Consider the following 18,684-nt stretch of genomic DNA (forward strand, 5'->3'; position numbering starts at 1 on the left):
CGCTGCTGCGGAGAGGTCAACCCCCTTTTTTCGGATCGATCGCGTCGCGCAGGCCGTCGCCGAGGAAGTTGAAGCCCAGCACGACGATCGCCAGGAACAACCCCGGGAAAATGGTGAGGTGGGGCGCGTCGAGCAGGTGCACCCGGCCGCCGTTGATCATGGTGCCCCAACTGGGCGTCGGCGGTTGAACGCCCAGCCCGAGAAAGCTCAACGCCGCCTCAGCCAGCATGGCCCCGGCCATGCCGAGTGTGGCCTGCACCATGACGGGCGGCAGCGCCGTTGGCAGGACGTGCCGCGCGAGGATCCGCACCGTGCTGGCGCCCAAGGCCCGGGCGGCGACTACGTATTCGAACTCGCGCGCGCGCAGCACCTGGCCCCGCACCAGGCGCGCGTAGCCCACCCACCCGATCACGGCCAGCGCCAGCACCACGTTGGTGAGGCTGGGACCGAGCACCGCCACCAGCGCAATCGCCAGCAACATGCCGGGAAAGGCCATCAACACGTCCATGATGCGGCCAATGACCTGGTCGATGCGGCCGCCGTAGTATCCCGAGACGGCGCCCACCGCCATGCCGACCACCGCCGACACGCCGACCACCACCACGCCAACCAGCAGCGAGACGCGGGCGCCGAGCAGCACGCGCGCGAGGATGTCGCGGCCCAGTTCATCCAGTCCGAACCAGTGCTGCCAACTTGGGCCTTCGAGACGGCTGGCCAATACCTGGGTGTTTGCGTCCCACGGCAAGACCCACGGCGCCAACAATGCCGACAGCACCACCACCGAGACGATGACGAGACCAAGGCGCATCATTCGAGTCGAATCCGCGGATCAAGGACGCCGTACAGGATGTCGGTCAGCAGGTTGACCGACACGTAGGTGACGGCGATCAGCAGGATGCAGCCCTGTACCATCGGGTAGTCGCGGAACCCGATCGACTGGATCAACAGCCGGCCGATGCCTGGCCATGCGAAAATGGTCTCGGTAATCACGGCCCCGGTCAGCACCGCGCCAAACTGCAGCGCGACGATCGTCACCAGGGGGATCAGGCTGTTGCGCAGGGCGTGCCCGAGAACGGCCGCCGCCGGCGACACGCCGCGTGAGCGCGCCGCGCGGACGTACAGCTCGCCCAGTTCCTCGAGCAGGCTCGCCCGCGTCATGCGCGCCAGAATCGCCGAGAGCGCCAGCCCCAGCGACACGGCAGGCAACACCAGGTGCGCGAGTGTCCCCCGCCCCGACACCGGCAGCCAGCCGAGCTCCACGGCGAAGACAATGGCCAGCAGCGGCCCCAGCCAGAAGTTCGGAATGGAAATGCCGGCCAGCGAGAACGTCATGGCCGCATGGTCGGCCCACGTGTTCTTCCACACCGCGGCGACGATGCCGAGCGGGATGGCCAGCACGATGGCGACCGTCATCGCCGCCAAGGCGAGTTCGGCGGTGGCCGGCACGCGCTCCGCGATCATCTGCGTCACGGGCTGGCCCGTGCGAAACGACCGGCCCAAATCACCGGTGACGGCGCTTTTCATGAAGGCGACGTACTGCGACGGCAGCGGCCGGTCGAGTCCGAGGCTGGTCCGCAGTTCCGCAATGTCCTGCGGCGATGCGCCGTCCCCCAGCATCGCTTGCGCGGGGTCGCCCGGCACCAGGTGAATCAGCGAGAAGACAAGGGTGGCCACCCCGAGCAGCACCGGGACCGTCAGCAATATCCGCCGGACGAGAAAACCAACCACCGCGCTCATTCTAATGCGTTGGCCGGTCGCGCCCGGTCGATCGGTGGCAGGTCGAGCCGCGCCACCAGCTTGGCCAGTCCTTGTCGCGAGAGGCCGAGCTCGCGCGCGGCCGCAATCGAGCGGCCGCCGGCGCGGGCCAGCGCGGCGCGCACGAAATGCACCTCGAAGCTGCGGCGCGCCTCAGCCAGCGTCGCCCGGCTGCTGATGGCGGTGGTTCGCGTGATGTGGCTCGGCAGGCCATTGGCGCCAATCACGCCCCTGGCGGGCCCCGCCACCATCACCGATGCCAGCACGTTCTGCAGTTCGCGCACGTTGCCGGGCCAGTCGTACGCGCCAAGCGCCGTGAGCGCCGACGGCGACAGCACGGCCCGGCTCCCGGTGCGGGCGGCGAGCACGGCCCACAGGTGGCGCACGAGCGGCGGGAGGTCCTCGAGCCGATCGCGCAGCGGTGGCACCACGATGCGAAGCACGTCGAGGCGGTAGCGAAGATCGGCGCGGAACTGCTCGGCCGAGACCGCCGCCGCCAGCGGCCGATTGGTGGCGGCCACAATGCGGGCGTCGACCTTGCGCAGGTGCGATTCACCCAGTCGGCGCACCTCGCCTTCCTGGAGCGTCCGCAGCAGCTTGGCCTGCACTCGCGGGCCGAGCTCAGCGACTTCGTCCAGGAAGAGCGTGCCGCCCTGCGCATCCTCGAACAGGCCGACACGTTCGGCCACAGCCCCGGTGAAGGCACCGCGCGAGTGGCCAAACAGCTCGGCTTCCACCAGGTCGTCGGTCAGCGCCGCGCAATTGAGCGCGCAGAAGCGGCGGGCGCGACGCGGGCTGCCAGCGTGCACCGCGCGCGCCACCAGTTCCTTGCCGGCGCCGCTCTCGCCTTCGATCAGGACGGGGAACGGCGACGCGGCGGCGCGAATCACCGCCTGTCGGACGTGCTGCATGGCCTGGCTGTCGCCGACCAGATCGGGCACCAGCCCGTTCGCAGCGGCCGGCACGCGGGATCGCTCCGCGAGTTCATAGACCGCCGGTGCCGACGCCGTCGCCGCCAGGCGCAGGATCACCGCGCTATCCGCCGCGACGACTGGCGCGCCAATGGCCCAGTGGCACCACAGGGCGCCGGTCACCGACGCGCCGTAGCGCACGGGCCACGCGGCCTCGACGGCGGGTCCGCGGTCGGTGGGACCCACGGCGACGCCGGTATCGAGCACGCGCAGCGCGATCTCCAGTTGCGCCGTGCGCGGCGCCTGGGCGCCGCTATGCGCTACCGGCAGGGGCTGCTGATGGTGCCGCGTCACGAAGGCGACCGATGACGCCGCCAGCCGTTCCTGCACCAACGCCGCCACGCGCGTGAGCGTCACGGTGCCATCGTCCACCTCCTGGCATGCGCGCAGGATCTCCATGAAGGTCTCGACCATCGCGGGTTCGTTGCGCGGGTCGGTGGGCCCGGCGAGGATCTCCCGTCGCAAGTCGTCGGCCTCGGCGCCATCGGCCGACAGCAATGCCGCCCGCGCCTCGAGCAGCCGGCGTTGGGTGATGAGGCACCGCGCCAGCGCGCAGCGGGCCGCGGTGTGCTCGGGGCCGGGCTCGGTCAGCAGCACACTCCACCGTGCCGTGGCTTCCGCATCCACGAGACGGCCGTCGGCCTGGAGGCCGCGGGCGCGCTCGATCAGGCCGTCCGCTCCGGCCACCAGGTCGTCGACGCCGCCCTCGTGCACGCGAAAGGCCGCCGGCGCCATCCGTGGCCGCCAGGCGCAGTCGCTCGTCGCCGCCCGGACCACCAGGTGTGGTCGCGCGTCCTTGGTGGCGAGGCGGAACAACGCCAGCGACGCGTCTGGCGACAAGCGGGCGTCGGTCGCGAACACGACGATCGACCGATCCCGTAACCACGACGGCCACCGCCATCGGCCCTGGGCGAGCACGGCGCCGAGCGCATCGGCCGCGAGCGGCACGAAGCCGGCGAGGCGCGCCTCGCGCGCCAGCAGGCGATGCGTGCGCGCCCAACTGGCCAGCGAGGGCTCCACCAGGTCGAGCGCTCGCGGCCGTCCGTCGCGCGCGTCGCCGAGCGCGGCGCGAAAGGCCTCGAGGGTGGCACCGTGCTCTGGTTCGCGGCCTGCGCCATCGCCGACCCGTTCCCAGATCTCCATTCGCGAGTGGCCGCGCAGATCGAAGTCAATCAACCACGCGCGGGCCCGTGTCGTGAACAGCGCCGGCATGGGCCTGGTCGAGCTGCGCCGCAGGTGCCAGCGGATGCCGACGCCGGTGGCGAGGTCGAGCGCGCGTCCGCCGGAGACGAGATAGCGATCGAGCATCAACATGCCCCGGGTAGTGCAAACGGGTTGCCGAGCGCGATTCGACGATTCGCGGAGAGATCCGCGTTGCGGGCCGCCAGGGGATCGCAATTTATTCGTATAGAATGCTCGTCGGATGCTGCGTTTTTTGACTGCCGGGGAATCCCACGGGCAAGGCCTCGTCGCGATTGTCGAGGGCCTGCCGGCCGGACTCGCGATTGACACCGACGCCATGACGGTCGAGCTGCGGCGACGCCAGGGTGGTTATGGCCGCGGGCGCCGCATGGCGATCGAGTCGGATCGCGCCGAGGTCCTGTCAGGCGTGCGGCGCGGCCGCACGACCGGCGCCCCCGTCGCGCTGCTGGTCCGCAACAAGGACTGGGAGAACTGGCAGAACACCATGCACGTCGAGCCGCAAGCGCCGGCCGGGGCGACCGGCGCCAACCGCGCGGCCGTCGTGCGTCCGCGGCCCGGCCACGCCGACCTGGCGGGCGCGCTCAAGTACGACCACGACGACATTCGGGATGTGCTGGAGCGCGCGAGCGCGCGCGAGACCGCGGCGCGGGTGGCCGCGGGTGCGATTGCGCGCCAGCTGCTCGCCGCCATCGGCTGCGAACTGACCAGCCACATCACCGGCATCGGCGCCGTAACGGCTCCGGCCGGCGCGCCCGTCACGTTCGAGACCGCGGCGGCCCTGGAGCTCGACGCGCCGCTGCGATGCACCGACCCCGCGCTCGAGCAGCAGATGATCGCGGCGATCGACGCGGCCAAGCACGCCGGCGATACGCTGGGCGGCTCCTTCGAGGTGATTGCCCGCAACGTGCCGGTTGGCCTTGGCAGCTACGTGCAATGGGACCGCAAGCTGGACGGACGCCTGGCGCAAGCGTTGATGTCCATCCCCGCCATCAAGGCGGTGGCCGTTGGCGACGGCGTCGAGGGGGCGCGGCGTCCCGGCTCACAAGTGCACGACGAGATTGTGGCCGATGCGGCGGCGGTCGCGGGCGAGTCCGTGCTGCGCCGACCCACCAACCGGGCCGGCGGCCTCGAGGGCGGTGTCACCAACGGCGAGGAGGTGCGGGTGACCGGCTTCATGAAGCCGATCGCGACGTTGATGAAGCCGCTGCGCTCGGTCGATCTCACCTCGCTCGAAGAAGCGCCGGCCGCCATCGAACGCAGCGACGTGTGCGCGGTGCCGGCGGCCGCGGTGGTCGCCGAAGCGATGGTCGCGCTGGTGCTCGCCGACGCGCTGCTCGATCGGTTTGGCGGCGACTCGATGACCGACCTGTTGGCGCGGGTCGCGGCGGCCGGCGTCAAGATCCGCGGCCGGCTGTCGCGCCGCCCTGCCGCGGTCCGGGCCTGATTCGTGCTGCGTCCCATCTTGCGGCTCGGGGACTCGATCCTGACCGAGCCGGCCAAGCCGGTCGAAGCGTTCACCCCTGAGATCGACGCGCTCGTCAACGACATGATCGAAACCATGTACGCGGCGCCCGGCATCGGCCTGGCCGCGCCACAGGTGGGCGTGTCGCTGCGCGTGTTTGTGGTCGACCTGTCGGTCGGACGCGACCCCGCCGCGCTGAAAGTGATGATCAACCCCGAGTTCGTCGAGCGTGAAGGCATGCAGCTCGAGGAGGAGGGGTGCCTCAGCATTCCCGGCTTCACGGCGACGGTCGCGCGTCCGAAGCGGGTCGTGGTGAAGGGCCTCGACCGCGAGGGTACCGAGTACCGAATTGAGGGCACGGGGCTGCTGGCACGCGCCCTGCAGCATGAGATGGACCATCTGCAATCGTGCTTGTTCGTCGATCGCCTGCGCGGCATCTCGCGCGACCTGATCCTGCGCAAGGTCAAGAAGTTGTCGAAGGCCGGCAAGTGGTAATCCGCTGATGGGCCTGCGCGTCGCATTTTTTGGCACGCCGTCGTTCGCAGTGCCCACACTGGAGCATCTGCACCACTCCTCGCACACGGTGGCCGGCGTGGTCACCCAGCCGGACCGCCCGCGCGGCCGCGGCCAACAGATCACCGAGGGGGCCGTCAAGTCGCTGGCCGTGTCTCTACAATTGCCGGTGCTGCAGCCCGAACGTCTCGCCCGCGAGAACTTCGAGGAGGCGTTCACGGCGCTCGGCGCCGACATCGGCGTGGTCGCGGCTTACGGCAAGATTCTGCCCGACTGGCTGCTGGCCACGCCCCGCCTGGGCCTGATTAACGTGCACGCCTCGCTGCTGCCCCGCTATCGCGGCGCCTCACCCGTTCATCGCGCCGTTATCAGTGGCGATACTGAAACCGGCGTCACGATCATGCGCGTCGTGAAGGCGCTCGACGCCGGTCCGATGCTGTCGCGCGTTCAGGTCCCCATCGGCGAGGCCGACACGACCACGATGATCGAGGCGAAATTGGCGGTGCGTGGCGCGGCACTTCTGGTCGCCACGCTCGACGACATCGAACACGGGCGGGCCGCCGAGACGCCGCAGGACGAGTCGCTCGTGACCTACGCGCCCAAGTTGACCAAGGCGGAAGGCGCGATCGACTGGCGGCGGCCGGCCCGCGAACTCCACAACCTGATCCGCGGCCTGTGGCCCTGGCCGCACGCGTATGCGTTCCTGGATGGGACGCGCTTCATCCTCCACCGATCGCGGTTGTCGTCGCACCTGTCGTCCGCGCCGCCCGGAACCATTCTCGCCGCGTCGGCAGCCGACGGCCTGCATGTGGCGTGCGGCGACGCCGCACTCGAAATCATCGACCTGCAACTCGAAGGCAAGCGCGTGATGAGCGCGCGTGATGCGATGGCCAGTCCCCTGCTGAAATCCGGCGCGCGATTCTCGACGCCATGATTGCCCCTGCGCGTGTTGCCGCGCTCGACGCGCTTCGCCAGATCGACGACGAGCGGCTCGATCTGGGCGAGGCCGTCGACCGGGTCCGCAAGCCGTTGACCGACGAACGCGACCGGGCCCTGCTGCTCGAGATCGTGACCGGCACGCTGCGCATGCGCGCGGCCCTCGACCACCAGCTGTCGTTGCGATTGACGCGACCGCTCGCCAAGCTGGATGCCATCGTCCGCGACATCCTGCGGATGAGCGCGTTCCAACTGATCTACCTGACGCGGACGCCCTCGTCTGCCGTCATCAACGACGCCGTGGATCTGACTCGCCGCGGCGGCAAGACGAGCGCGACCGGCCTGGTGAATGCGGTGCTGCGCGCGCTCAACCGCGAGCGGCAACGGCTGACGTGGCCCGCGCGGCCCGGCGAGGCCGGCGGCCTGGCGGGGATGGCCAGCTATTTCGCGATCGTGCATTCGCATCCCGAGTGGCTGATCGAGCGATGGCTGCGCCGCTACGGCATCGCCGACACGGAACGCTGGCTCGAGTTCAACAACCGCGCCGCGGCGGTGTGCCTGGTGCCCAACCGGACGCTCGCGTCCCGGGAGGCCCTCGCCGCCGAACTGGCAGCCGATGGCGTGGAGACGCAGCCAACCACGCACGCCACCCACGGGTTGCTCGTCACCGCAGGCCCGGCCCTGGCCACGCGCGCGTTTCGCGAAGGCCGCTGCCTGGTCCAGGACGAGGCCTCGCAACTGATCGGCGAACTGGTGGCTGCCAAGCGAGGCGATCGCATTCTCGATTTGTGCGCCTCGCCCGGCGGCAAGACCGTGCTGCTCGCGGCCGACGCGGGATCGACGGGCCTGGTGGTGGCAACGGACGTCCGCCGCCATCGACTGCGGGTGCTGACCGAAACGCTGTCGCGATGCCGCCTGGCGCGCGTCCGTGTCGTTCAGGTGCCCGTCTCGGGGCCACTCCCATTCACGGACGAGAGCTTCGACCGCATCCTGGTGGACGCGCCATGCTCGGGCCTCGGCACCGTGAGGCGTGATCCTGACATCCGGTGGCGCATCTCAGAGACCGATCTGCCGGCGCTGGCGGCCACACAAGTGCTGCTCCTGCAGCGCACCGCGGCGCTGGTGCGCCGGGGCGGGTCGATCGTGTACAGCACGTGTTCGAGCGAGCCGGACGAGAACCAGCAGGTGGTGGCGGCGTTTCTGGCCACCTGTCCTGAATTTTCTGAAACCCGCGTGCACCAGACGTGGCCCTTCCGCGACGGGCTCGAGGCCTTCTTCGGGTCGGTCCTGACCCGCCGCGCATAAACATCGCGTTCGGTAGCACTTAAGCACTTCAGCACCCAAGCACCCGAGCACTTCCCTGTAGTACCATGGAGTGTTGTCCATGCCGCTTGGAACCAGAGTCTGGGGCTTCGGCAAGGTCCTGCTGCTGGCAGGGGCCCTTGCGATGACCTTTCTCGTCTTTGCTGCCATCGCCATGCGCGTGGCAGTGCGCGCCAGGCAGGTCACGGTGCCCAACCTCGTGGGCGTGTCGCTGGCCGATGCCACCGCCCTGGCGGCCCCCCTCGACTTGAGCCTGCGGATCGACCCGCTCAAGCGACCCGACCCGAAAGTGCCCGCGGGACACGTGCTGCTGCAGGATCCCGCCGCGGGTGCCGCCGCGCGCCGCCAGCGAAGCATCCGGGTGGTGCTGAGCGACGGTGCGCGCATTGCGCGCGCCCCGAGCCTGCTCGGCGAGACCCAGCGGTCGGCCGAGATTCGCGTGGCGCAGGACGGGTTGTTGATTGGCGCCGTCACGGAAATTCGCTCCGCGCTCTACCCGCCCGACGTGGTCGTGGCGCAAGACCCGCCGCCCGCGACCGAAACTGCTGAAGTTCGCTTGCTGGTCAACCGCGGCGAGGATCGCGCGGCGTACGTGATGCCCGACTTGATCGGCCTGAACGGCGACCGTGCGGCCGACGTCATGCGCATGCGCGGTTTCCGCGTCTCCATCACCGCGCAGTCGGCGGCATCGTCCATTCCACCGGGCGTGGTCGTGCGGCAGGCGCCGGCGGGTGGCTACCAGGTTCACCCCGGTGACCCCATTGCCCTCGAGGTCAGCCGGTGATCCTTCGACCCGCTGTCACGCTCCCGAGGCTCACATGACATCTCGCTCAGGACCTGCGGTCCGCCTTGCGCCGTCCATCCTGTCGGCCGACTTCGCGGCCCTCGGCCGTGACATCGAGGCCGTCACGCGCGGCGGCGCCGACCAGATCCACGTGGACGTCATGGACGGGCACTTTGTGCCGAATCTCACCATCGGCGTGCCCGTGGTGAAGTCGTTGCGCAAGGCGACCACGCTGCCGCTTGACGTGCACCTGATGATTACCGACCCGGATCGGTTCATCGAGCCGTTCATCGAGGCCGGCGCCAACATGGTGTCGGTGCATGTGGAAGTGCTGCCGCACCTCCACCGAACCATCAGCCAGATCAAGAAGCTTGGCGCCAAGGCGGGCGTGGTGCTGAACCCGTCGACGCCGGTGTCGGCGATCGAGGAGGTTGCGGCTGATGTCGACTTCGTTTTGGTGATGTCGGTCAATCCCGGCTTCGGCGGCCAGGTCTTTATTCCGCGCAGCGTGGCCAAGATTCGCGCCGTGCGGGCGCTGCTCGACCGGGCGGGCAACACGGCGGCCCCTATTGAAGTGGATGGCGGCGTGGATCTGAGCACGGTGGCGGCGGTGGTTGAGGCCGGCGCCGAGTGGCTGGTCGCGGGCCAGGCCATTTTCGGCAGCGGCGATCCGGCGACTGCGGCGCGCGCGCTCAAGGACGCCGCCGAACACGCCGCTCGTGGCGGCGGCCGGTGACGGCCCGCACCAGCGCGTCGCTCGTGCGTGTGCGCTATGCCGAAACCGACCAGATGGGCGTGGTCTATTACGCCAATTACCTGGTGTGGTTTGAAGTCGGCCGCACCGACTGGCTGCGCGACACCGGGTGGACGTACCGGGCCATGGAAGCCGACGGCTTTCAGCTGCCCGTGATCCAGGCGCACTGCGAGTACCAGCAGAGCGCGCGATACGACGATGAGCTGGAGATTCGGACGCGGGCGAGCCTGGTGTCGCCGGTTCGCATCCAGTTCGATTACGAGGTGGTACGGCCGGTCGATGGCACGACGCTTGCTCTGGGTCATACGGTCCACGCCACCATCGGTCCGGCGGGGCGCCCGGCACGCCTGCCGGATCGGATGAAGGATTTATTCGTATGAAAGCACTGGTCACCGGCGGAGCGGGTTTCATCGGTTCGACCCTGAGCGAGCGCTTGCTCGAACAGGGGGCAAGCGTGCGCGCCATCGACGCGTTTACGGACTTCTATCCGCGTCCACTCAAGGAACGCAACCTCGAGAACCTGCGCGGCCGCGCCGGCTACGACTTCATTGAAGGCGACCTGCGCGAAGTCGATCTGAACGCCGCGCTCGACGGCATCACCCACGTGTTCCACCTCGCGGCCCAGGCCGGCGTGCGCCGGAGTTGGGGCAAGGAGTTCCAGGTCTACACCGGCCTGAACGTGGACGCGACGCAGGCGTTGCTCGAGGCCTGTGCGACCAAGCCCATCGCGCGCCTGGTCTATGCGTCGAGTTCTTCGGTGTACGGAGACGATGTGGCGATTCCGATGACCGAGACGGCGCTGCCCCAGCCGGTGTCGCCGTACGGGGTCACCAAGCTGGCGGCCGAGCAACTGTGCCACTTGTATTTCGTGAACTACGGTGTGCCGGCGGTCTCGCTGCGCTACTTCACCGTCTACGGTCCCCGGCAGCGGCCCGACATGGGTTTTAACCGCTTCTTTACCGCCATTTTGAACGGCCAGCCGCTGATCCAGTTCGGCGACGGCCTGCAGACCCGCGATTTCACGTTTGTGGCCGATGCGGCAGCGGCGACCGCCGCCGCCGCCGTCCGCGGAGTGCCCGGGCGCGTCTACAATATTGGCGGGGGTTCGCGCGTGTCCCTGAAGGAAGTGTTCGACCTGCTGGCCAAGGTATCCGGCCGCAAGGTCACGATCGATCACCAAGGCCCCCAGAAGGGCGATATGCGCGATACCTACGCCGACACGACACGGGCCAGGCAGGACCTGGCGTTTGCGCCGTCGGTGACGCTCGAAGAAGGTCTTCGGGCGATGTGGCGCTGGATGGAAGCGACGAAAGCATGAGTGCAATGCGACTAGTGACAGCGCTGGCGCTGGCGGCCGCGCTGGCGGGCGGATGCGCGGCGAAGCAAGGCGACCTGCCACCCGGAACGGTGGACGCCGACAAGTTCCTGTACGAACGCGGCGTTGAGGCGGCCAAGGAACGCAAGTGGCTGAACTCGCGCGAATACCTGCGCAACCTGGTCGACAACTATCCGCAGAGCCCGTTTCGCCCCGACGCGAAGCTGGCTCTCGGCGACACCTATATCGGAGAGGACACCACCGAATCGCTGCTGCTCGCCGCCAACGAATTCCGCGAATTCCTCACCTTTTACCCCACTCACGCGCGCGCCGACTACGCACAATTGCAGATCGCCAAGTCGTTCATGGAGCAGATGCTGGCGCCCGAGCGCGACCAGTCCGCGACCAAGGACGCCATCAAGGAGATTGAGATCTTCCTGCAACGATTCCCGAACAGCTCGCTCATGTCCGAAGCGCGCATCATGGAGCGCGAGGCCCGCGACCGGTTGAGCGAAGCCGAGTACCGGGTCGGGTTCTACTATTTCCGGGTCAAATGGGACCCGGGTGCCATCGATCGGTTCAAGGAATTGCTCAAGAACGACCCGGCCTTCAGTAACCGGGATGCGGTCTATTACCATCTAGCGGAATCGCTGTATCGAACCGAGAAGAAAGCAGAAGCGCTCCCCTACTATGAACGCTTGCTCCTGGAGTTCGAGAAGAGCCAGTTTCTCGAATTGGCGCAGAAACGCGTCGCGGAGCTCAAAGGCGGGCCACCCGCCGGAAAGTAGGCCAGTTATGCGCGTCCGCGTCGTGTTTGCTGCCGCCATCGCCGTGATGACGGCGGCACCAGCCTGGGCCCAATCGAAGCCCATCCTCGCCCCGCGAACCACGCTGCCCTCACACGTGATGTGCGCAGATATGCTCGTGCCGGCGCTGCCGACGCCGGCCCTGCACATTGCCGGCGCCCATCACGCCGAGATTCGGCTCGCGCTCAATCGCAGCGATGTCGCGGTCGTCTCCCGCCGGCCCGAAGACGGCCTGGCAGTCGGCCAGCGCTACCTGGTCCGCCGGCTCCCCTGGGGCCAGCAGGCAATCCTGCCGAAAGAAGGCGGCTACGTGCCGATCAGGACCGTGGGCTGGATCACGATCACGGCTCTCGACGAGTACAACGCCCTGGCCAATGTCGACCACTCGTGCGACGCGATCGAACCGAACGACTACCTGGTGCCTTATGTCGAACCGGTGCTGCCCTCGCCGGACGCGATCCTGCTCGCGCCAGACTTCACCGAGCGGGTGCAGATTCTTCCCGGCTTGGAAGGCCGCCAAATCTTTGCCGGCGGCGACACGCTGTCGATTGCCCGTGGTACCGACGACGGCGTGGCCGTCGGCGCGCGCTATGCGATTTATCGCGACCGCAAGGACGGCAAGCCCCTCGTTCACATCGCCGAGGCGATCGTGACCGATCCCTCATCGGCCTCAGCGAAGTTGATTGTGACGACCACGCGGGACGTGGTCCAGGTGACCGATATCGCGGTCCCGCGGCGGTGAGGCTGCGCGAGCCTAGCTGACCTTCTTTTCCTGTTCTTTTTGCCTGGCCGACTTCGCCGCCGCGAAGTCGGTCACTTTCGCGGCGCGAATGCCCATGGCGCGCTGGAAGTCGCGGTAGTAATCCAGCCCAGAGACCACGGCAGTCAGCAACACCACCCACAGCGCGGCCTGCCCCAGCCACAGCAACAAGGGCCACCGTTCCCAGCCCAGGATCAGCAGCAGGATGGCCGTGACCTGCGACGCCATCTTCAACTTACCCATCCCGGACGCCGGCATGGCCAGCCCGCGGGAATACGCCACATTGCGCAGCGCCGTGACCGCGATCTCGCGGCCGATGATCACGCCCACCATCCAGGCCGATGCCAGGTCGAGCTGGACGAGCGAGATGAGCGTGGCCGAGATCAGCAGTTTGTCGGCAAGGGGATCGAGAATCTGGCCGAGGGGGGTGACCTGATCGCGCCGGCGTGCGAGGTAGCCATCCAGCCAGTCGGTAAGCGACGCGAGGCCGAAAATGGCAGCCGCGACCAGCTCGACCGGAAGGCCAGCGACGAGCCGGCCCTCAAATTTCGTCAGCAGGACCGAAACCAGCACCGGCACCAGGAATATGCGTGCGATCGTTAGGCTGTTCGGGAGGTTCATGTCTACCCGCGGCCATTCTACCCCTCGCTCGTGTAACATGGAAGTTTGTCATGAAGGCCATCCTCCTTGCCGGGGGCAAGGGCACGCGGCTGCGCCCGCTCACCCTGCACACCCCCAAGCCCGTTGTCCCAATCTTCGACCGAGCCTTTCTCCACTACCAGATTGACCAGCTCAAGCAGGTCCCGGAGATCGACGAGGTCATCCTGAGCCTCAACTACCAGCCCCGCCGCATTGAAGAGGTTTTCGGCGACGGCACGGGCACCGGCGTGCACATCCGGTATGTGGTCGAGCCGGCGCCGCTTGGCACCGGCGGCGCCATTCGCTATGCCGCCCAGAACGTCACCGACACGATCGTGGTCTTCAACGGCGACGTCATGACCAGTGTCGACGTCAACGCCGTGCTCCGGCTGCACCGCGAGCGCAAGGCCAAGGCCACCATCGTGCTGACACCGGTGGAGAACCCGACCGCCTACGGCCTGGTCGAGACCGAGAGCGACGGCCGCGTGCGGCGCTTCCTCGAGAAGCCCAATCCCGACGAGATTACCTGCGACACGATCAACGCCGGCATCTACGTGCTCGAACCGGACACGTTCGACCGCATCCCGAAGGATGTCTCGTATTCGATCGAGCGCACGTATTTCCCGTCGCTGATTGAGCGGCAGGACATGTTCGTGGCGTACATCGATCGCGGCTACTGGATCGACATCGGCACGCCGGAGAAGTACATCCAGGTACACCACGACATGTTCGACGGCAAGTTTGCCGGCGGCGTGTTCGCCACGGCCGATCGCACCCAGCCGATCGTGTCGCCCGACGCGCGGATTGAGGATGGCGTGACCCTGGTTGGTCCGTGCTTCATCGATGCCGGCGTGCACGTCAAGAGCGGCGCCCGCATCGGCCCCTACTCCGTGCTCGGCCGGTCGGTGCTGGTCGAGGAATCGGCCGACGTCGAGAACACCATCGTGTGGCCGAACACGCGCATCGGGCAGAGCGCGGTCGTGCACGGCCCGATCGTCGGCCGCAACTGTCACATCGGCCGCAACGCCGTGCTGAAATCCGCCTCCGTGATCGGCGACAAGACGCAACTGACTGACTACACCACGCTATGATCAATCCATCCGTTTTCAAGGCCTACGACGTTCGCGGTCTCTACCCGTCAGAGGTCACCGAGGAATTGTTCCACCAGTTGGGCCGGGCGTTCATCGCCTACCTGGGCCCCGGCAAGTACGCGGTGACGCGGGACATGCGCCTGTCGTCGCCGTCGCTGACGGCGGCGTTCATCGACGGCGCCACGCTGCAGGGCGGCACGATCTTCGACTACGGCCTGCTCGGCACCGACCAGATGTACTACGCGGTGGCGGCCGACGGGCTCGACGGGGGCGCGCAGATTACCGCGTCGCACAATCCCGGCGAGTACAACGGCTGCAAGATGGTGCGCGCCGAGGCGTTCCCGCTGAGCGGCGAGTCGGGCATCAAGGAAATGAAGGAGATGATCCTGGCCGGCACCATTCCCGCGCCGCCGGCGATCCGCGGCACGGTCGAGAAGCGCGAGATCATGGACCGCTATATCGAGCACGTCCTGTCGTTCGTGGACGAGGCGTCGCTCAAGCCGTTCAACGTGGTGCTCGACGCCGGCAGCGGCGTCGCCGGGCTGGTGGCGCCGCGCCTGTTCGACCGCCTGCCCTGTAAGACCACCCGCCTGTGCTTCGAGGTGGACGGCACCTTCCCCAACCACGAAGCGAACCCGCTGATCGAGGAGAACCGCGCCGACATCACCGCCGCCGTGATCGCGCAGAAGGCCGACATCGGCATTGCCTGGGACGGTGACGCCGATCGGGTGTTCTTCATCGACGGCAGCGGCGAGTTCATTGCCGGCGACTTCATCACGGCACTGCTGGCCGAAGCGTTCCTGCTCAAGAAACCCGGCCAGACGGTGATCTACGACGTGCGCGCCAGCTACGCGGTGAAGGACATCGTCGCGAAGTACCAGGGCACGGCCCTGATGAACCGCGTCGGCCACGCCTTCATCAAGCGCCGCATGCGCGAGGAGGACGCGGTGTTCGGCGGCGAGGTCACCGGCCACTACTACTTCCGCGACAACTTCTTCGCCGACAACGGGTTCATTCCGGCCTTGATGATCCTCGACCTGATGTCCAAGAAGGGCCTGTCGCTGCGCGACCTGTTGCAGCCGCTGCGCGAGAAGTATTTCATCTCGGGCGAGATCAACACCAAGGTCGCCAACATGGGAATCGCCGAGGTAACAATCCAGGAGTTGGCGAAGCGCTACGCCCACGGCAACGTCTACACGCTTGACGGCGTATCGGCGGAGTTCGACGACTGGCACTTCAACGTCCGCCAGTCGAACACCGAGCCGCTGCTCCGCCTGAATCTCGAAGGCCTGACGCCCGAAATCATGGAGCAGCGCCGCGACGAGATTCTTGGGATTATTCGAGGATAGCGCGCCCTTCGACTCGCTACGCTCGCTCAGGGCATTCGACGGTTGGCTTGCCATGAGCGAACCTGTCGGTTCGCAAAGCGAACGGACAGGTGAGTCGAATGGAGCGGGAGACGGGGATCGAACCCGCGACATCGAGCTTGGGAAGCTCGCGTTCTACCGCTGAACTACTCCCGCTCAGCGAAGCTATTCTAGCAGACCCTATCGGCCCCACGTGCAGCCTTGGGCGGCGAGCCCTACGACGGGCGAAGCCCGAGCCCCAGGAAGTGAGCGAAGCGAACAACCCCTACGAGGCTGAAAGCCTCGCCCTCACCTACTGGATCGAAATTCCCACGCTAATCGTCACCATCTGCGTCCGCTTGGCCGAGGGCAGCGTCTCGGTGGCGCCGCGCGAGCCCAGCTTGGTGAAGCGCACGTCAAAGCCGGCGCCCAGGTGCGGTTTCATGAACCACCGGGCTCCCCCGCCGAAGTTGATGGCGCCGTTCCACGCCTCGGGCACCGCCTGGGCCGGCTGCGTGCCGAACGCCTCGGCGCTGCTCGCCACTTTTGAGCGGCCATACCCGGCACTGAGATAACTCCACCCGAGCTTGTGCCCGAAGTTGATCGAGACTTGCGGCAGCAGGCTCGTAATCTGCGTCGTCACGATCGTCGTGGTCGGCACCGTCGTCTCGGTGGTGCCGCTCGTGGTGGTCGAGGTGAGGGCGTCGCTCGTGCTCTTGCCCGTGTGCATCGACACGCCCAGGCCGAGGGTCATGATGCCCAGCTTCAGGGGATACACGGTGGCGCCGCCGGCCACGCCCCAGGCCCGGCCGGGCAGGGGTGTCACCTCGGGAACCGTGGGCACCCAGCCCTCGGCGGTCGGCAGGCCCACCAGGCCGCCGTGAAGATCAATCGCGAACCACGGCAGCCGTTCAGGGGTTTGGGCCGCTGCCGGGGCCGACACGAGCAGCGCCAGCAGGCACATTGCGCCGAGCCGCATCAATAGCCGCTCGCCTTTCCTGCCCCGGCTTCACCGCGGGACTCCTTGACGATCCGGACGCCGGCGCTCGCGCCGATGCGCGTGGCGCCGGCCGCTACCATCGCCTTCATCTGTTCCAGGTCGCGGACGCCGCCCGACGCCTTCACGCCCATGTCGTCGCCGACAATGCGGCGCATCAGGGCCACATCCGCGGCGGTGGCGCCGCCGGGGCCAAAGCCGGTCGAGGTCTTGACGAAGTCGGCGCCGGCGGCCTTCGACAGCGTGCAGGCCGTGATCTTCTCTTCGTCCGTGAGCAGCGCCGTCTCGATGATCACCTTGCTGCCTGCGCCGGCGGCATGGCAGGCCGAGACCACCCCCCGTATGTCGTCGCTGACGAGCCGGATGTCTCCAGACTTGAGCGCGCCGACGTTGATGACCATGTCGATTTCGGACGCGCCATCGAAAATCGCCCGCCGGGCCTCGAACTGCTTCACGTCCGGCGTGGTCGCGCCGAGCGGGAACCCCACCACCGAGCACACCGCCACGCCAGACCCGCGCAGCAGGCTGGCCGACAGCGCCACCCACGTCGGATTGACACACACCGTGGCGAACTTCCACTCGGCCGCTTCCTTGCAGAGCTGTTCGATCTCCTTCGCCGTGGCGTCGGGCTTCAGCAAGGTGTGGTCAATCAGTCCCGGCAGCCCCTGCGCGCCGCCGTCGGCCGCATGCAAACCCAGCCGGGTGGCGCCGGCGTCGAGAACGTGCTGCACCCGATCTGGGCAACAGTCGAACGTGAAGCCGTGGCAGGCGCACCGCGTCGGCGCCACCGCACCGGCACGCGCCAACTCCTCGAGAATCAGTTCGATGACACGGCGATAATCGGTCACTGCGTCTTCTCCAGCGCGCGAATCTTGGCCAGGCGGCGAAGGTAGCGCGCCTCGCCCATCGGCGTGCCCAGCCAGGTGTCGACAATGGCCTTGGCCTCGTCCACCGACACGAGGGTCGCGCCGAGGGTCAGGACGTTGGCGCCGTTGTGCTCGCGGGCGTAGCGAGCCAGGGTCTTGTCGTTACACATGGCGGCGCGGACGCCATCAATCTTGTTGGCGGCAATCGCCGAGCCAATCCCGGCCCCGTCAATGACGATGGCGGCGTCCACTTCCTTGCGGGCGACGAGCCGGGCGGCCTGCGCGGCAATGTCCGGATAGTCCACGGCGTCTGGGCCGTCGGTACCCACATCGAGCACGCTCAGCCCTTTCTGGCGCAGGTAATCGCGCAACGCCCCCTTGAGGGCGACGCCGCCGTGGTCGCTGCCGATCGCCAGGGCGCGAACAGCGGCCACCGGCGCCAGTCCATCGAGGCTGGCGTCGGCCACGCCGCGGTGCACCGTAATCCGGCGCGCCGCCAACGTGTCGGCCGCCAGCGGCGTGACGTGCCCGCCCGGCTTCAGCGTGACGCTGGAACCAAGCTCCAGGCTTCGCGCATCGGTCTCGGTGATGATGTCAAAGGCCTTCATGCATTCCCGTTCGTGTTAGTCTTTTCCGCCATGCCGAGTGCCACCCCCGCTGTCTTGATCGACCAGGAAGAACTGTCGGCGCGCATTGCCGATCTCGCCCGCGAAATTCGCCAGGACTTTCCGTCCGGGCAACTGCATTTCGTCTGCGTCCTCAAGGGCGCCTTCCTCTTCCTCGGCGACTTGATTCGTGCCATGGAGGGCCACGTCACCATCGACTTCATGGCCTGCTCCAGCTACGGTTCCGGCACCAGTTCCACCGGCGAAGTCCGCCTGTCGAAGGACCTCGACTCGGGGCTCGAAGGCCGCGACGTGATCATCGTCGAGGACATCGTCGATACCGGCCTGACCCTGCACTACCTGCAGGACATTCTCCAGGCACGCGGACCGCGATCGCTGCGTACCGCCTGCCTGCTCAGCAAGCCCTCACGCCGCAAGATCGAGGTCAAGGTCGACTACATCGGCTTCACCATCGAAGATCGTTTCGTCGTCGGTTACGGCCTCGACTACGCCGAGCAGTATCGCAACCTGCCCTACATCGGCATCCTGGAATAGTTA

At 67.7% G+C, this 18,684-nt stretch carries 20 protein-coding genes and 1 tRNA gene; 13 read left to right on the forward strand and 8 right to left on the reverse strand.

The features are described 5' to 3' along the window. Positions 1-16 precede the first annotated feature (16 nt). From Q8T13_11885 to Q8T13_11895, 3 genes are read right to left on the reverse strand one after another with little or no spacing between them, the layout of a single operon-like run. Positions 17-811, reverse strand: a complete 795-nt coding sequence (locus tag Q8T13_11885; protein ID MDP3718456.1) for an ABC transporter permease — start codon at positions 809-811, stop codon at positions 17-19. Next, positions 808-1,728: an ABC transporter permease gene (locus Q8T13_11890; protein MDP3718457.1), complete on the reverse strand. Its 921-nt coding sequence runs from the start codon at positions 1,726-1,728 to the stop codon at positions 808-810. Before Q8T13_11890 ends, Q8T13_11885 begins: the two co-directional genes overlap by 4 nt. A 5-nt stretch (positions 1,729-1,733) precedes the next feature. Further along, positions 1,734-4,040 (reverse strand): sigma 54-interacting transcriptional regulator, encoded by a 2,307-nt coding sequence (locus Q8T13_11895; GenBank protein ID MDP3718458.1) that lies wholly within the window; start codon positions 4,038-4,040, stop codon positions 1,734-1,736. A gap of 109 nt (positions 4,041-4,149) precedes the next feature. Between Q8T13_11895 and aroC the strand changes: the two genes are divergently transcribed. From aroC to Q8T13_11945, 10 genes are all read left to right on the forward strand, one after another. Continuing rightward, the gene (aroC, locus tag Q8T13_11900; protein ID MDP3718459.1) at positions 4,150-5,373 is read left to right on the forward strand and encodes a chorismate synthase; all 1,224 of its coding nucleotides are present in this window, start codon (positions 4,150-4,152) and stop codon (positions 5,371-5,373) included. A 3-nt stretch (positions 5,374-5,376) separates the two neighbouring features. Continuing rightward, positions 5,377-5,886 (forward strand): peptide deformylase, encoded by a 510-nt coding sequence (gene def, locus Q8T13_11905; protein MDP3718460.1) that lies wholly within the window; start codon positions 5,377-5,379, stop codon positions 5,884-5,886. A gap of 7 nt (positions 5,887-5,893) precedes the next feature. Beyond that, positions 5,894-6,838, forward strand: coding sequence for a methionyl-tRNA formyltransferase (gene fmt, locus Q8T13_11910; protein MDP3718461.1), 945 nt, complete (start codon positions 5,894-5,896; stop codon positions 6,836-6,838). After that, positions 6,835-8,145, forward strand: coding sequence for a 16S rRNA (cytosine(967)-C(5))-methyltransferase RsmB (gene rsmB / locus Q8T13_11915; GenBank protein MDP3718462.1), 1,311 nt, complete (start codon positions 6,835-6,837; stop codon positions 8,143-8,145). Before fmt ends, rsmB begins: the two co-directional genes overlap by 4 nt. A gap of 79 nt (positions 8,146-8,224) precedes the next feature. Then, positions 8,225-8,947, forward strand: coding sequence for a PASTA domain-containing protein (locus tag Q8T13_11920; protein MDP3718463.1), 723 nt, complete (start codon positions 8,225-8,227; stop codon positions 8,945-8,947). A gap of 34 nt (positions 8,948-8,981) precedes the next feature. After that, positions 8,982-9,683, forward strand: a complete 702-nt coding sequence (gene rpe, locus Q8T13_11925) for a ribulose-phosphate 3-epimerase (GenBank protein MDP3718464.1) — start codon at positions 8,982-8,984, stop codon at positions 9,681-9,683. Next, a complete protein-coding gene (locus Q8T13_11930; GenBank protein MDP3718465.1) occupies positions 9,680-10,081 on the forward strand; it encodes a thioesterase family protein in 402 nt (133 codons plus the stop codon). Before rpe ends, Q8T13_11930 begins: the two co-directional genes overlap by 4 nt. Continuing rightward, on the forward strand, positions 10,078-11,019 hold the full coding sequence (locus Q8T13_11935) for an NAD-dependent epimerase/dehydratase family protein (protein MDP3718466.1): 942 nt from the start codon (positions 10,078-10,080) through the stop codon (positions 11,017-11,019). Before Q8T13_11930 ends, Q8T13_11935 begins: the two co-directional genes overlap by 4 nt. A gap of 5 nt (positions 11,020-11,024) precedes the next feature. Beyond that, on the forward strand, positions 11,025-11,804 hold the full coding sequence (gene bamD, locus Q8T13_11940; protein ID MDP3718467.1) for an outer membrane protein assembly factor BamD: 780 nt from the start codon (positions 11,025-11,027) through the stop codon (positions 11,802-11,804). A 7-nt stretch (positions 11,805-11,811) separates the two neighbouring features. Then, complete coding sequence (locus tag Q8T13_11945; GenBank protein MDP3718468.1) at positions 11,812-12,564, forward strand: hypothetical protein; 753 nt, start codon at positions 11,812-11,814, stop codon at positions 12,562-12,564. A gap of 12 nt (positions 12,565-12,576) precedes the next feature. Here the strand turns inward: Q8T13_11945 and pgsA are convergent, their stop codons facing one another. Next, positions 12,577-13,203, reverse strand: coding sequence for a CDP-diacylglycerol--glycerol-3-phosphate 3-phosphatidyltransferase (pgsA, locus tag Q8T13_11950; GenBank protein ID MDP3718469.1), 627 nt, complete (start codon positions 13,201-13,203; stop codon positions 12,577-12,579). Positions 13,204-13,253: 50 nt separating this feature from the next. On the opposite strand from pgsA, the gene Q8T13_11955 reads away from it, so the two are divergent. Then, entirely contained in the window at positions 13,254-14,312 is a 1,059-nt protein-coding gene (locus Q8T13_11955) for an NDP-sugar synthase (GenBank protein ID MDP3718470.1), read from the forward strand. Further along, positions 14,309-15,661, forward strand: coding sequence for a phosphomannomutase/phosphoglucomutase (locus tag Q8T13_11960; protein ID MDP3718471.1), 1,353 nt, complete (start codon positions 14,309-14,311; stop codon positions 15,659-15,661). The genes Q8T13_11955 and Q8T13_11960 overlap by 4 nt, the downstream gene beginning before the upstream one ends. Before the next feature lie 99 nt (positions 15,662-15,760). On the opposite strand, the gene Q8T13_11965 is transcribed toward Q8T13_11960, so the two are convergent. From Q8T13_11965 to Q8T13_11980, 4 genes are all read right to left on the reverse strand, one after another. Further along, positions 15,761-15,835: transfer RNA gene (locus Q8T13_11965), tRNA-Gly, on the reverse strand. A gap of 136 nt (positions 15,836-15,971) precedes the next feature. Then, on the reverse strand, positions 15,972-16,637 hold the full coding sequence (locus Q8T13_11970; protein ID MDP3718472.1) for a hypothetical protein: 666 nt from the start codon (positions 16,635-16,637) through the stop codon (positions 15,972-15,974). Next, positions 16,637-17,347, reverse strand: coding sequence for a deoxyribose-phosphate aldolase (gene deoC, locus Q8T13_11975; protein MDP3718473.1), 711 nt, complete (start codon positions 17,345-17,347; stop codon positions 16,637-16,639). Before deoC ends, Q8T13_11970 begins: the two co-directional genes overlap by 1 nt. A 152-nt stretch (positions 17,348-17,499) precedes the next feature. Beyond that, complete coding sequence (locus tag Q8T13_11980) at positions 17,500-18,129, reverse strand: RpiB/LacA/LacB family sugar-phosphate isomerase (GenBank protein MDP3718474.1); 630 nt, start codon at positions 18,127-18,129, stop codon at positions 17,500-17,502. A 30-nt stretch (positions 18,130-18,159) separates the two neighbouring features. Between Q8T13_11980 and hpt the strand changes: the two genes are divergently transcribed. Beyond that, positions 18,160-18,681 carry a hypoxanthine phosphoribosyltransferase gene (hpt, locus tag Q8T13_11985; protein MDP3718475.1) on the forward strand — a complete coding sequence of 174 codons (522 nt, stop codon included), beginning with the start codon at positions 18,160-18,162 and terminating at the stop codon, positions 18,679-18,681. Positions 18,682-18,684 lie beyond the last annotated feature (3 nt).

Source organism: Acidobacteriota bacterium (genome assembly GCA_030697165.1).
GTDB lineage: Bacteria > Acidobacteriota > Vicinamibacteria > Vicinamibacterales > UBA2999 > 12-FULL-67-14b.